This window comes from Frateuria sp. YIM B11624, from assembly GCF_049727805.1.
In the GTDB taxonomy this organism is placed as follows: Bacteria; Pseudomonadota; Gammaproteobacteria; order Xanthomonadales; family Rhodanobacteraceae; genus Frateuria_A.
The window spans coordinates 1-13,753 of record NZ_JBCNYA010000005.1; the positions used below are offsets into that span (position 1 = coordinate 1).

Here is a 13,753-nt window from a genome sequence, read left to right on the forward strand (position 1 = left end):
CGCCTTTTCATCACTACTTTACTTTCGGGAACCGTGGACCATCGCGATCCGCTCCCTCTCCCCTCCGGGGAGAGGGTTGGGGTGAGGGGCCGCTCTTGCGGGGAAACCGCTCCAGGACGTGACTTTCTCAAGCGCCCTTCACGCCAACCTTTCCCGCGAGCCCCGACCCCTCACCCTGCCCTCTCCCCGCAGGGGAGAGGGTTCAAAGTCGACGGCGAAGGAAAAAAAAAGCGGCCTTGGCGGCCGCTTTTTTTACTGCTTTTTCTTCGGTCCGATCATCATGACCATCTGGCGCCCTTCCAGCCTGGGGAAGGATTCCACCTGGCCATTGTCGCCGACGTCCTCCTGGATCTTCCTGGCCAGGTTCTGGCCGAGATCCTGGTGGGACATCTCGCGGCCGCGGAAGCGGATGGTGACCTTGACCTTGTCGCCCTCTTCCAGGAAGCGAAGCATGTTGCGCAGCTTGATCTGGTAGTCGCCCACATCCGTGACCGGACGGAACTTCACTTCCTTGATCTCGACCTGCTTCTGCTTCTTCTTGGCGGCCTGGGCCTTCTTCTGGGCTTCGAACTTGAACTTGCCGTAATCCATGATGCGGCAGACCGGCGGGTCGCCGTTGGGCTGGATCTCGACCAGATCCATGCCTGCTTCCTGCGCCATGGCCAGCGCTTCGTCGCGGGACAGGATCCCGAGCTGTTCCGAATCAGCGCCGATCACGCGTACGCGCGGTACGCGGATCTCGAGGTTACGGCGATTGCCCTTGTTGTCGGTGGTAGCGATACCACTATCCTCCAGAAGAGTTGTTGGATTAGGCCACGCGGAACATCAACGCCGCGTTTCGGCCTCAAGTCGTTCGACGAAGGCGGCCAGCGGCATGCTGCCCAGGTCCTCGCCGGAACGCGTACGCACGGAAACGGCCCCCGCTTCCTTCTCGCGGTCACCGACCACGAGGAGATAAGGGACCTTCTGCAACGTATGCTCGCGGATTTTATAGCCGACCTTTTCATTGCGCAAATCGGCCTGGACCCGGAAGCCTTTGTCGACAAGGGCTTGCGCCACTTCGCGGACATAACCGGCCTGCGCGTCGGTAATCGAGAACACCGCCGCCTGCACTGGCGCCAGCCAGGCCGGCAGATTTCCGGCGTGGTGCTCGATCAAAATGCCGATGAAACGCTCCATCGAGCCCACGATCGCGCGGTGCAGCATCACCGGATGGCGCTTCTGCGAGTTCTCGTCCACGTACTCGGCGCCCAGGCGCTCGGGCATCATGAAATCCACCTGCATGGTGCCGACCTGCCAGGCACGGCCGATCGAATCCTTCATGTGGTACTCGATCTTCGGACCGTAGAAGGCGCCCTCGCCGGGCAGTTCCTCCCACCGCACGCCGGCGGAGGACAGTGCCTTGCGCAGCGCGTCCTCGGCGCGGTCCCAGACCTCGTCCGAGCCGATCCGCTTGTCCGGGCGCAGCGCGATCTTCAGCGCGATGTCCTGGAAGCCGAAGTCGGCGTACACCTGCATCGCCTGCTGGTGGAAGGCGGTCACTTCCGGCTCGATCTGCTCGGGCGTGCAGAAGATGTGGCCGTCGTCCTGGGTGAAGGCGCGCACGCGCATGATGCCGTGCAGCGCGCCGGAGGGCTCGTTGCGGTGGCAACCGCCGAACTCGCCGTAGCGGATCGGCAGCTCGCGGTAGCTGTGCAGGCCGGTGTTGAACACCTGCACGTGGCCCGGGCAGTTCATCGGCTTCAACGCGTAGGTGTGCTTCTCCGACTCGGTGAAGAACATGTTCTCCGCGTAGTTGTCCCAGTGGCCGGACTTCTTCCACAGCGACACGTCCAGCACCTGCGGGCAGCGCACCTCCTGGTAGCCGCTCTTGCGGTACACGCGGCGCATGTACTGCTCGACCTGCTGCCAGATCGCCCAGCCGTTGGGGTGCCAGAACACCATGCCGGGGCTTTCTTCCTGCTGGTGGAACAGGTCCAGTGCCTTGCCGATCTTGCGGTGGTCGCGCTTCTCGGCCTCCTCCAACTGGTGCAGGTAGGCCTTGAGGTCCTTGTCGTTGAGCCAGGCGGTGCCGTAGATGCGGGTCAGCATCGCGTTGCTGGAATCGCCGCGCCAATAGGCGCCGGCGACCTTCATCAGCTTGAACGCGCGCAGCTTGCCGGTGCTGGGCACGTGCGGGCCGCGGCACAGGTCGGTGAACTCGCCCTGGGTGTAGAGCGAGAGTTCCTCGTTGGCGGGGATCGACTCGATGATCTCGGCCTTGTAGACCTCGCCCAGGCCGCGGAAGAACTTCACCGCCTCGTCGCGCGACTTCACCGAACGCGACACCGGCAGCGCCTCCTTGACGATCTTCTCCATCTCGGCCTCGATCTTCACCAGATCCTCGGGCGTGAAGGGCCGCTCGTAGGCGAAGTCGTAATAGAAGCCGTTGTCGATCACCGGGCCGATGGTGACCTGCGCGCCCGGGTACAGCCGCTGCACGGCCTGCGCCAGCAGGTGCGCGGTGGAATGGCGCAGGATCTCCAGCGCCTCGGGGCTCTTCTCGGTGACGATCTCCACGCGGGCGTCATGGTCGATCGGGAAGCTTGAGTCCACCAGCTTGCCGTCCACCTTGCCGGCGAGCGTCGCCCTGGCCAGGCCGGCACCGATCGAGGCGGCCACGTCCTGCACGGTCACGGGATGGTCGAACGGCTTCCTGCTGCCGTCCGGGAGAGTCACTTCGATCATGGATGGAACCCCGGAAATCAAAAAAGGGCGAAACGCCCTTTTTGTACGGAACAAAGGCGTCGTGGGATCAGCGATGGAAAGTGGTAGTTGCCATGTCGCACGCTCGACCGGCGCTTACGCGCGGGCCACCTGTCATCCGCAAGAGTCCCTAGTCTAGCCGAAGAACCCGGCCGGTGAAGCGCGCGTAGCCCCGGTCCTCACGGCTCCGCCCGCTAGAATGCCCCGTCCACCACAGGAACCGTACCGGATGCGCATTCTCGTCACCGGCACCGCCGGCTTCATCGGCGCCGCCCTCGCCCAGCGACTGCTCGCGCGCGGCGACGAAGTCCTCGGCATCGACAACCACAACGACTACTACGACCCGTCGTTGAAGGAAGCGCGACTGGCGCAGTTCGCCCAGCACCCGGCCTACACCCACCTGCGCGCCGACCTTGCCGATGCGCAGGCGATCGACCGCGCCTTCGGCGACTTCCAGCCGCTGCGCGTGGTGAACCTGGCCGCGCAGGCCGGCGTGCGCTATTCGCTGAAGAATCCGCGCGCCTACGTGCGCAGCAACCTGGACGGCTTCCTCAACGTGCTCGAAGGCTGCCGCCACGGCAAGGTCGAACACCTGGTCTACGCCTCCTCCAGCTCGGTCTATGGCGCCAACCGCAAGATGCCCTTCGCGGTGGAGGACGCGGTCGACCATCCGGTGAGCCTGTACGCCGCCAGCAAGAAGGCCAACGAGCTGATGGCGCACAGCTACAGCCACCTCTACGGCCTGCCCACCACCGGCCTGCGCTTCTTCACCGTGTATGGCCCGTGGGGCCGGCCGGACATGTCGCCGATGCTGTTCGCCGATCGCATCAGCCGTGGCGAGCCGATCGACGTGTTCAACTTCGGCAACCACAGCCGCGACTTCACCTACATCGACGACATCGTCGAGGGCGTGGTCCGCGCGCTGGACCATCCGGCGCGACCCGATCCGGCCTACGATCCCGAACGGCCCGCTCCGGGCACGTCAAGCGCGCCCTACCGCGTGTACAACATCGGCAACGACCAGCCGGTGCAACTGCTGCACTTCATCGAACTGCTGGAGCGCAACCTCGGCCGCACGGTGGAGAAGAACCTGCTGCCCATGCAGCCCGGCGACGTGCCCGACACCTGGGCCGACGTGTCCGCCCTGCGCCGCGACGTCGGCTACGCACCGGACACCTCGATCGAGGACGGCGTCGCCCGCTTCGTGGACTGGTATCGGCAGTATCACGGACGCTGACGGTTGTCGCGGATGCTGGCGCGAGGGGCCGGGCGCCTCTCCGGATCCTGCCCGCGCATGCCGGGAAACCACTGATCCAGCGTCATCCGCGGCCGCGCCGCATGCAGCCAGGCGATGGCCACGGCCATGGTGCCGAAGGTCAGGGGTCCGCCTGGCCAGGAATGCCCGGGGAACACGTACATCACGCCGCCGGAAAGGGCGAGCAGGAGGATCGGCCGCCAGGGCCGTCCCGCGTGGTACAGCGAGACGGCGGCCGACATCGTGCCGACGAACAACGACATCCGCCCGACCAGGGCCAGCAGGGGATGATTGGTTCCGCCCAGGATCGGGTGCGTCCAGATGGCATTGATGGGTGCCTGCCACGCATCCGGCCTTCCGGAGGCATGCGCCGCTTCCACGAGGCTGCCGACGACCAGTCCGGCCGCGGTATCGAAAACCACGAAGCACAAGGCGAACACGAACAAGGCGGTGCGGCAGAGTTGCGCGGGCAAGCCAACCTGCGCATGCACCAGGCTCGCCACGGAAAAGGCCGACATGGCGAAAAGCGGAACCTGGAAGTAATGGACGACCAGCCAGGTGCGGACGTCCAGCGCGAGCAGATGGTGGCCGGGATGCGGATGGAATATCTCGAGGAGGGCCAATGCGGCGGGGGCGGCGGCGGCGATCAATGCATTCCGCATCCGTATCTTCCGCGCCTGATTCAAATCGTCGAAGGTGGCTGGATGGAAGATGTTCATGGGTCGAACCACGGAAGGGTGGGCCGCCGTGACGGCGGCACCAGCGTGCGGCGGACGCCGCGGGCCAGCTTCGACCATTCGCACCGGGCCACGCATTGCTCCATGCTTCGAGCCAAGAGCCAGTCCCGGGCGCAGAGGCGCAGCGCTTGGGAACGAGCGGCAGAAGCCCGCCGGGGGCGCCGTGGCCACGTCCCGGCGTTTTCGTATGACGCGATCACACATCCCGCGATGAATGCGGGGTGCTGCGGTATGGATTCCGGAAACCCGTCATACCGGGAACGCTCGTGCCGCCACAATGCGCAAGCGCTCGCGGTATGCCGGGACCTTACGTTGACTGGAACGGAAACGGCGCAGCACTCCCGTTGCACCGTTCGCCGATTAGATACCCGTCGACGTAAATCGCCGGTCGAGAAAAGTCATGGACGCGTGCAATCAACGCCCTCGACAGGCACGAGCCCTGCGAGGGCGACCCGGCCTACCCGAGGCCTTTGACCGGGACGGCCGCCACACGGGGTCGCGGGTCGACCGCGAAACGCAACCGCGCACCCGGTTGATGTCTCCTGGCTGACACACCCATCGCTTCCCCCAGCGGAGCCGGCCATGCCCCGTCGCCCATGTTTGCATCCCGTGCTTGCCCTGCTCCTTTGCCTTGTGGCCGCGACGGCTCCACGGCTGGTCCAGGCTTCCGAGCCCTGCCAGGTGGGCGCGTACCGCCTTGCCGACGGCCAGGTCGTCGACGTCACGGCCGCCGAAGGCGGTACGCTGCGCTGGCGCAAGCTCGACGGCAGTACCGGTGCACTGAAGCAGATCGCCCCCGGTCGCTGGCAGAGCAGCTACGGCTGGACCGGCCGCCCCGACGGCATCGAGGTGACGTTCGACGCCTGCCCCGCCGCTGGACTGCGTTTCGCCGGCCAGCCTGGCCGGCGCCTGCCGCTGCAGATCACCGAGACGAGCTTCGTTTCGCACGGCACCCGGCTGGTCGGCCGGCTGCTGCTTCCGCCGGGTCATGCGCGCGTGCCGGTGGTCGTGCTGGTGCACGGTGCCGAGCATGCCTCCGCGCGCAGCATCTACGCGCTGCAGCGCCTGTTGCCCGCGCAGGGTGTCGGCGCCTTCGTCTACGACAAGCGCGGCACCGGCGGCTCGGGCGGAAGCTACACGCAGGATTTCGACCTGCTCGCCGGCGACGCCATCGCGGCAATGCACGAGGCACGCCGCCTGGCCGGTGCACGGCTGGGCCGCATCGGCTACCAGGGCGGCAGCCAGGGCGGATGGGTAGTGCCGATCGCCGCGCGCCGCGAGCGCGTCGACTTCGCCATCGTCAGCTTCGGCCTGGCGGTGTCGGTGATCGACGAGGACCAGCAGGAGATCGCGCTCGAAATGCGGCTCAAGGGCTACGGTCCCGACGTCATCGCCAAGGCCCAGGCGATCGGCGCGGCGGCCGAGCGGGTGTTCGCCAGCGGCTTCACCGAGGGCCTGGACGACTTCGACGCGATCCGCGCCAGGTACCGCCACGAACCCTGGTACAAGGACGTGCACGGCAACTACACCTGGTTCATCCTGCCGCTGAGCCGGCACGACATCCTCGCCAAGGCGGCGCCCGCCTTCCGCTTCGGCACGCCGTTCCACTACGACCCGATGCCGACGCTGGCAGCCGTAGCGACGCCGCAACTGTGGGTTCTCGGCGGACAGGATCTGGAAGCGCCCAGTGCCGAAACCTCACGCCGGCTGGAAGGGCTGATCGCCCGCGGCCGTCCGATCACCCTTGCGCTCTATCCGGACACCGAGCACGGCATGACCCGGTTCGAAACCGGCAAGGACGGCCAGCGCATCTCCACCGTCTATCCGCCGGACTACTTCCGCATGCTCGCCGACTTTGCGCGTACCGGACGGCTGCAGGGCGACTACGGCAAGGCGCGCATCACCCGGCCTCCGACGGGCGCACCGACGGCTCCCGCATCCCGTGGACAGAATCCGTCCGGGCAGGACGGATCCGCGGCCCGCTGATGTTTCACACGCCGAAGTGGCAATGCGCGCCTCCGGATGCCCAGGCGCTTCAGAACGGTTTGGCGAGCACCAGGAAGATCACGCCCAGCAACACCACCACCGGCAGCTCGTTGAGCCAGCGCAACGCCACCGTCGAGGGCAGCGCCCCGCCCTGCTCCGACCGTTTCAGCATCCGGCCGACCACCACGAAGTAAGCCAGCAACACCGCGACGAGGCCCAGCTTGAGGTCGATCCAGTGCATCCCCGCCACCACGTTCGGAAGCGTCGCGGGAAACACCCGCCAGCCCTGCCACAACACCAGCCCGAACAGGAAGGCGAGGCCGAACATGTTGTGCCCGAACTTGTACAGCCGGCGGCCCATCAGCAACAGGCGCGCCCGCACCGAAGCGTCATCGCCCGCCTCGGCCACGTTCACCAGGATGCGCGGCAGGTAGAACACCGTCGCCATCCAGGCGATGACGAAGAGCAGGTGGAAGGACTTGATCCAGAAATAGGTCATGGTCGAGGGCCCAGGGGAAGACCTCGCCATTGTGGCGCACCCTGCAGGGCGCGCTCCACTTGCCACGCGCCGCGCCCGTCACGGCTCACCGCATCGGATGGGGCTGGCCGCTGGCATAATCCGGCGCCATGAGTCCGCAGACACCCGATTCCGCCAAGCTCGACCGCATCGTCGCCGAAGCCCGCCGTGCTGCCGAGCAGCGCGAGCTTGGCTACCGCGAGCGGGCCCTGAAGATGTATCCGTGGGTCTGCGGCCGCTGCGGGCGCGAGTTCACCCGCAGCAACCTGCGCGAGCTGACCGTGCACCACCGCAACCACGACCACGACTTCAACCCGCCCGACGGCAGCAACTGGGAACTGTTGTGCGTGTACTGCCACGACAACGAGCACTCGCGCTACATCGACCACGTGCGCGGCGCCGGCTACGAGACCGCCGCCCAGGCGCCCGCCACCGGCAACCCGTTCGCCGACCTGAAGGCGATGCTGGAAGCCAAAGGCAAGCGCTGAATCCACGCGCTTGGCCGGCACTGCATTTCCGGCGATCACGCTACCGCGGCCAGGCAGAATCGAACGCCCGATTTGCCTCGGACGCGACAAGGCCACAGACTCGCGGGCCACGCCTGACCGAACGTTCCGAATCCGCAGGGTGCGGATCGGATGGCGGCGCCATCGAACGGACCCATGCGACACATCGTCGTCCACTACCACCTCTTCAAGAACGCCGGCACCACCATCGATACGGTGCTGCAGAACCATTTCGGCGACGCCTGCGGCGCCGTCGAGGGCGCCCATCCATGGGAAACGCTGACACCGGCCGACATTGCCGACTATGCCCGCGCCCATCCGGATCTGCGCGCGATTTCGAGCCACCAGGCGCGACTTCCCGTGCCCGAGGCGGCGGACATGGCCTTCCATCCGGTGCTGTTCCTGCGCCATCCGATTGACCGGGTCGGCTCGGTCTACGAGTTCGAGCGGCTTCAACCGCCGGACAGCCCGAGCCTCGGTGCGCGCATCGCGCGGGAACAGGACTTTGCGGCCTACGTCAGGTGGCGCCTCACTCCGGGCAACGGGGCGGTGATCCGCGATTTCCAGACCACCCACCTGAGCGCCCGCGAAGCGGACATGCGAACGGCCCGCGCAACGCCTACCGACCTGGCGCAAGCCTGCGCCCGCCTGGACGCGCTGCCGTTCTTCGGACTGGTCGAGCGCTTTGGCGCTTCGCTCGACCGGCTGCGTACCTGGCTCTCGCCCTACATAGGCAGCCTGCCCGGCCAGTACACGGTCGAGAACAGCAGCGAAGGCAGGAAGGCGGCCCTGGACGAGCGGCTGCGGGACATCGAAACGGCGTTGGGCCGGGAATTGTATGACCGGTTGCAGGAGGAAAACGCGCTGGACCTGCGTCTCTACGAACATGCCTTGCGGCGCTTTCAGCACGGCTGACGGTCGCGACTGGCGGCACCCCATCACATCGCGCGGCGGGCCCGGGACGTCGCCAGCTTTCGGGTAACGACCCGCGAGCTCATCCGACGTCAGGCCGCCTGCTGCCTCGCCAGTTGCGCGCAAACGGCGGCGGTCCTGTCGTCGGCGGGAAACGCGGACTCGATCCGCAACTCCTCGAGCGCCACGTCGCGCGGCATGGAGAAGGTGGTGATCGTTTCGAAGAATTTGAGCTCGCCGACGCTGCTGCGGAACACCAGGGTGAGCACCGGCGCGGGCGCCTGGGCTCCCTGCAGCCGCCCGAGCGACGGCACGCCCGGATAGGCCGACACCGCCTCCAGCAGCATGCGCGGCATCGGGTCGGTGGGTGCGGCGACGATCTGTGCGTGCAGGTGGTGCAGGAACTTCTCCGCCACCTCGGGCCAGTTGACGATCACCGCACGGAAATCGGCCGGATCGAATACCTGGTGAAGCAGGTTGCCGTGCCGGCTCTCCCTCCCGTCCATCAGCAACCGGTTGATCCGCGCCGCGGCGCCGTTGGCCATCAGCACGTTCCACTGGCGGTCCAGCACGAAGGCGGGATACGGCTCCTGGTGGGCCAGGATGAGCTCCACCGCCTGCCGCATCCGTTCCAGCGCGGGCGCCCCCCAACCCTCCTCGGAATACTCCGGCGCGTGACCGGCGGCGAGCAGCAACGCGTTGCGCTCGCGCAGGGGCATCTCGAGCACGCTGGCGATGCGCGCGAGCGTCTCGCGGCTCGGCCGCGCCTTGCCGGTCTCCACGCAGCTCAGGTGGCGCGTGGACATGTCGGCCGCCAGCGCCAGGTCGAGCTGGCTGAACTTGCGTGCCGCGCGCCACTCGCGCAGGAGCTCGCCGAGCGCCGGACGCGGTGCCTTGGGGATGTCGGGCATGCAGACTCCTGGATGGCCGAATGACGCCACATCATGCCCGCAAAGGACGCGGCGGTCGCGCAGGCGACGCTACAATCCGCCTTCCCGACGACACCGTGCCACGTTCTCCCATGCGCAATCCCCTGCAGGACCAACTGCTCAAGGCCGGCCTGGTGAAGAAGGGCAAGGTCGACCAGGTGGCACGCGAGCAATCGAAGCAGCGACAGGGCAAGGCGCCGGCCGGGCCCAGCCGCGAGCAGATCGAGGCGCAGCGGCTGCAGGCCGAGCGGGCCGAGCGCGACCGTGCCCTGGCCGCCGAGCGCAACGCCCAGGCGCGCGCCGCCGAGTTGCGCACACAGGCGCGGCAGATCATCGAGGCGCACAAGGTGGAACGCAGCGGCGACATCGCCTATCGCTTCGCCGACGGCCAGCGCATCGCCAGCCTGTGGGTCGATGCACGGCTGCGCGCCCAGTTGGCCAGCGGCGCGCTGGTGATCGTGCGGCATGGCGAAGGCTACGAACTGGTCCCGCGCGCCGTCGCCGGCAAGCTCGACGAACGCGACCCGGGCCTGATCGTGCTCGACCACGGCCGTGCGGAACCCGCCTCCACGGCCGACGATGACGATGCCTACTATCGGCAGTTCCCGGTGCCCGACGATCTGATCTGGTAGCCGTCGGGCGAGGTACTTCGCACAGGCCCCTTCCGCAGCCGCAGGAACCGGTACCTGACGGGCGAGTCTGGGCGTACGCTGCCGCGAAGACTCGCCGGAGTGCTGCATGAGCGACGCGGACGTCATCGTGGTGGGCGCGGGTCCGGCCGGCCTGGCCTGCGCAGCCCAGCTCGCCGGATGTGGCCTGACCACCCTGCTGCTCGAAAAGGCAGGCAGTGTCGGGTCGGTCTGGCGTCGCCACTACGACCGCCTGCACCTGCACACCGACCGTGGTCATTCCGCCCTGCCGGGCCTGCCGATGCCGCGCACGTATCCGCGCTATCCCTCGCGCGACCAGGTCGTGGCCTATCTGAAGAATTACGCGGAGCACTTCGGCCTGGCGCCCACGTTCCATTGCAACGTGCAGGCGCTGCACCGCGAAGCGGGCCTCTGGCACGCCGAAACCAGCACCGGCCGCTACGCCGCGCCAGCGGTGGTCGTCGCCACCGGCTGGGCCGACTTTCCGCATCGGCCGCGCTGGCCGGGCGAGGATCGATACCAGGGCAGCGTGATCCACAGCAGCGAGTACCGCTGTCCTGCGGCCTACCTCGGCCAGCGCGTGCTGGTGGTCGGATTCGGCAACTCCGGCGGCGAGATCGCACTCGATCTGGCGGAAGCCGGTGTGGACGTCACGCTGTCGGTGCGCGGTCCGGTCGGCATCCTGCCGCGCGAGCTGCTCGGCTTGCCGATCCTCACCTGGGCGATCGCCCAGGCGTGGTTGCCGCCGCGCCTGGCCGATGCGATCAACGCGCCGGCGATCCGCCTTGCCGTCGGCCCGACGCGGGGACTGGGCCTGGCCATCGCGCGCAAGGGCCCGCGCCGGATGATTGCCGAGGACGGACGCGTACCGCTGCTGGACGTCGGTACGCTGGAGCGGATCCGCCAAGGCGCCATCCGCGTGCGCGGCGGCATCGACCGCTTCACCACCGACGGCGTGGTTTTCACCGGCGCGCAGGGCGAGAACGGCACCGAGCCGTTCGATGCCGTGATCCTGGCCACGGGTTTCCGCGCCGACCTGCGCGGCCTGCTTCCGCAAGCGTCGGACGCGCTCGACGAGCGCGGCGCGCCACGCGCCACCGGCAAGCCCACCGGACACCCCGGCCTGTTCTTCTGCGGCCAGATCCCGTCTCCGACCGGGCAGCTGAGGGAGATAGGGATCGAGGCGCAACGCATCGCCGCACTCGTCGGCCATTGAGGCCCGATGGTCAGCGGAGCGTCGGCTGGGCTTCCGTTGCGTGCAGGTCGAGATGGAAGAACTGGTTGAAGTCGGTGGCGACGTAGCCGCCGAAGGCCTCGCCCCTGACGAAACCGAACTTGCCATACAGCGCGATCGCGCCGTCGAAGGCGTCGCCCGAACCGGTTTCCAGGCTGACCCTGCGGTAGCCGCGCCGGCTGGCCTCTTCGAGGATGTGCCGCACCAACGCCGCCGCCACCCCCTTGCGCACGTGCGCGGGAGCGGTGCGCATCGACTTGATCTCGCCGTGGCCAGCGGACAGCTCGCGCAACGCGCCGCATCCAAGCAGTTCCCCGCCGTCCCAGGCGGTAAAGAACGTCACCTCGGGCCGCTTCAGTGCGGAAAGGTCCAGGGCGTGGACGGTGCCCGGCGGAGAGTGCACGTGCATGCTCTCCAGATGGAGGCGCAGAAGCGCGATGACGCGTGGATCGTCGAGATGGCCTGGCGAGATGATCATGGGAATTCGGTGTGGCGGGCTTACCGCCGTCGAATCGGCAGCGGATCGTACGACGTCAGGTTAACCTCAAGCGCCATTCCAGGAGGCATGCCATGGGCAAGGTTCGCGTCGCCGGTTTCTCCCTCTCGATCGACGGCTTTGGCGCCGGGGTCGAGCAAAGCCTGCACGACCCGCTCGGCAAGCGCGGCCCGGAGCCGTTCCGGTGGTTCTTCGGCACCCGCACCTTCCGCGCAATGCAGGGGCTGGCCGACGGATCGGAGGGCGTGGACGAAACCTACGCCGCGCGGTCGATGGCCGGCTTCGGCGCCTTCATCCTGGGGCGCAACATGTTCGGCCCCGTCCGTGGCGCGTGGCCGGACGAGTCATGGAAAGGCTGGTGGGGCGACAACCCGCCCTACCACGCGCCCACCTTCGTGCTCACCCACCATCCGCGCGAGCCGCTCGTGATGGAGGGTGGCACCACGTTCCACTTCGTCACCGACGGCATCGGGGCGGCGCTGGAGCAGGCGCGCGCCGCCGCGGGCGACGGGGACGTCAAGATCGGTGGCGGCGTGAGCACCGTGCGCCAGTACCTCGAAGCAGGCCTGGTCGACGAACTGCACTTCGCCATTTCGCCCGTCGTGCTCGGCCGTGGTGAAGCGATGTTCGCCGGGCTGGACCTGCACGCCATGGGATTCAGGGTGGTCGAGCACGCCGCCACCGAGCTGGCCACGCACGTGGTGCTCGCCCGATAGGCCGCGGCGGCGAGGCGGCCCGATCTAGCCGTTCGCGCCGGCGCACGGCGCCCTGCCCGGCACGATCGCGTGGAACTCGATCGACAGGCCCAGGTCGTCCCGCGTCGGCGCGAGGACGGATTCGCCGGACAGGCCGCGATAGGTCGCCAGCCTGCGTTCGTAGCCGCGCTCGACCCAGCGCTGCGCCCGCCCCAGGTCGGCCACGCCGAAGCTCACGCCCAGGACGCGCGGACCGCCGCTGGCCAGGGTTTCCGCGGCGATGCCGTTGCCGTCCGGCTGCAGCGCAAGCAGCGCCGTCGGTCCGACCGGCACGCAGAAACCCGCAGCGCCGAGCTGGGGCAGCTTCACCGGGACCGCGTTGCCGAAACCCATCTTCTCGAGCTGCCTGCGGTCCGCTTCCGCATCGCCCGACACCAGCCAGATCGACGACAGCTCGCGCGCGCCGTTGGGGTGCTCGCGCGTCACACGGTAGTCGCCGGCGTTGCCCGGATCGAACTGGTCGGGCGCGTAGTCGGCGGCGTAGTCGATGAAGAAGGTGTTGCTCGACAGCGGCGCGCGGTCGAACGCGAACAACCGCCAGCCCGGCTTCGCGCCATCGGGGCCGGTGAAGAAGGGCGTGACCGCGTAGTGCAGCCCCTTGAGCCTGCCATACACCGCGTCGAGCGCCGCCGAGCGGAAGCCGAACGTGCGCGATCCCGGCCCGCCCTTGAGCGCCTGCTGGTCTTCCTTCATGCCCGGGTCGAAGGCGGGATTCGGACGGGTGATGCCCAGCAGCTCGACGAAGCTGCCGTCGGCGAAACGCACGTACCGGTTGGCGACGCCGCCGGGATCGCGCCCCGGCCGCACCTGGAAGCCGAGCTTGACCGCCATCACCGAGGTCGCCTCGTCGATGCCACGCCCCCACAGCAGGATGTGGTCGAGCCGCGTGGGAGCCGGAGCGGGCGCGCGGGCCGAAGCCTGCGCGGTACCGAGACACAGGAGCATTGCCGAAACCAGCACGATCGGGCGCATGGGAAAGCCTTGTGGGAGGGGAAGCCGATTTTCCGCAGCAGCGGACCACGGGCGCCATG

Annotated in this window: 14 protein-coding genes; 7 read left to right on the forward strand and 7 right to left on the reverse strand. The window is 68.0% G+C overall.

Annotated features, from left to right (window positions below):
* Nucleotides 1-252: 252 nt before the first annotated feature.
* Nucleotides 253-780, reverse strand: a complete 528-nt coding sequence (gene infC, locus AAIL17_RS03450; protein WP_424681552.1) for a translation initiation factor IF-3 — start codon at nt 778-780, stop codon at nt 253-255.
* A 45-nt stretch (nt 781-825) separates the two neighbouring features.
* Nucleotides 826-2,727 carry a threonine--tRNA ligase gene (gene thrS, locus AAIL17_RS03455; RefSeq protein ID WP_424681422.1) on the reverse strand — a complete coding sequence of 634 codons (1,902 nt, stop codon included), beginning with the start codon at nt 2,725-2,727 and terminating at the stop codon, nt 826-828.
* Between the two features lie 247 nt (nt 2,728-2,974).
* Here thrS and AAIL17_RS03460 point away from each other — a divergent pair, with 247 nt between their 5' ends.
* Nucleotides 2,975-3,982: an NAD-dependent epimerase gene (locus tag AAIL17_RS03460; RefSeq protein ID WP_424681423.1), complete on the forward strand. Its 1,008-nt coding sequence runs from the start codon at nt 2,975-2,977 to the stop codon at nt 3,980-3,982.
* Here the strand turns inward: AAIL17_RS03460 and AAIL17_RS03465 are convergent.
* Complete coding sequence (locus AAIL17_RS03465) at nt 3,970-4,719, reverse strand: hypothetical protein (protein WP_424681424.1); 750 nt, start codon at nt 4,717-4,719, stop codon at nt 3,970-3,972. The two genes, AAIL17_RS03460 and AAIL17_RS03465, sit on opposite strands and share 13 nt — an antisense overlap.
* A 699-nt stretch (nt 4,720-5,418) precedes the next feature.
* On the opposite strand from AAIL17_RS03465, the gene AAIL17_RS03470 reads away from it, so the two are divergent.
* A complete protein-coding gene (locus AAIL17_RS03470; protein WP_424681425.1) occupies nt 5,419-6,723 on the forward strand; it encodes an alpha/beta hydrolase family protein in 1,305 nt (434 codons plus the stop codon).
* 49 nt (nt 6,724-6,772) lie between these two features.
* Here AAIL17_RS03470 and AAIL17_RS03475 read toward each other — a convergent pair whose 3' ends face one another.
* Entirely contained in the window at nt 6,773-7,222 is a 450-nt protein-coding gene (locus tag AAIL17_RS03475; RefSeq protein ID WP_424681426.1) for a CopD family protein, read from the reverse strand.
* Between the two features lie 128 nt (nt 7,223-7,350).
* On the opposite strand from AAIL17_RS03475, the gene AAIL17_RS03480 reads away from it, so the two are divergent.
* A complete protein-coding gene (locus tag AAIL17_RS03480; protein WP_424681427.1) occupies nt 7,351-7,728 on the forward strand; it encodes a YajD family HNH nuclease in 378 nt (125 codons plus the stop codon).
* A gap of 150 nt (nt 7,729-7,878) precedes the next feature.
* On the forward strand, nt 7,879-8,661 hold the full coding sequence (locus tag AAIL17_RS03485; RefSeq protein WP_424681428.1) for a hypothetical protein: 783 nt from the start codon (nt 7,879-7,881) through the stop codon (nt 8,659-8,661).
* Between the two features lie 89 nt (nt 8,662-8,750).
* Here AAIL17_RS03485 and AAIL17_RS03490 read toward each other — a convergent pair whose 3' ends face one another.
* Nucleotides 8,751-9,569: a helix-turn-helix domain-containing protein gene (locus AAIL17_RS03490; RefSeq protein WP_424681429.1), complete on the reverse strand. Its 819-nt coding sequence runs from the start codon at nt 9,567-9,569 to the stop codon at nt 8,751-8,753.
* Between the two features lie 110 nt (nt 9,570-9,679).
* On the opposite strand from AAIL17_RS03490, the gene AAIL17_RS03495 reads away from it, so the two are divergent.
* Together AAIL17_RS03495 and AAIL17_RS03500 are read left to right on the forward strand one after the other, a co-directional pair.
* On the forward strand, nt 9,680-10,219 hold the full coding sequence (locus tag AAIL17_RS03495; RefSeq protein WP_424681430.1) for a DUF2058 domain-containing protein: 540 nt from the start codon (nt 9,680-9,682) through the stop codon (nt 10,217-10,219).
* Between the two features lie 106 nt (nt 10,220-10,325).
* Complete coding sequence (locus tag AAIL17_RS03500; RefSeq protein WP_424681431.1) at nt 10,326-11,453, forward strand: flavin-containing monooxygenase; 1,128 nt, start codon at nt 10,326-10,328, stop codon at nt 11,451-11,453.
* Nucleotides 11,454-11,463: 10 nt separating this feature from the next.
* Here the strand turns inward: AAIL17_RS03500 and AAIL17_RS03505 are convergent, their stop codons facing one another.
* Nucleotides 11,464-11,949, reverse strand: coding sequence for a GNAT family N-acetyltransferase (locus AAIL17_RS03505; RefSeq protein WP_424681432.1), 486 nt, complete (start codon nt 11,947-11,949; stop codon nt 11,464-11,466).
* Nucleotides 11,950-12,041: 92 nt separating this feature from the next.
* Here AAIL17_RS03505 and AAIL17_RS03510 point away from each other — a divergent pair, with 92 nt between their 5' ends.
* Entirely contained in the window at nt 12,042-12,683 is a 642-nt protein-coding gene (locus AAIL17_RS03510; protein WP_424681433.1) for a dihydrofolate reductase family protein, read from the forward strand.
* A 24-nt stretch (nt 12,684-12,707) separates the two neighbouring features.
* Here AAIL17_RS03510 and AAIL17_RS03515 read toward each other — a convergent pair whose 3' ends face one another.
* Complete coding sequence (locus AAIL17_RS03515) at nt 12,708-13,694, reverse strand: VOC family protein (protein WP_424681434.1); 987 nt, start codon at nt 13,692-13,694, stop codon at nt 12,708-12,710.
* Nucleotides 13,695-13,753 lie beyond the last annotated feature (59 nt).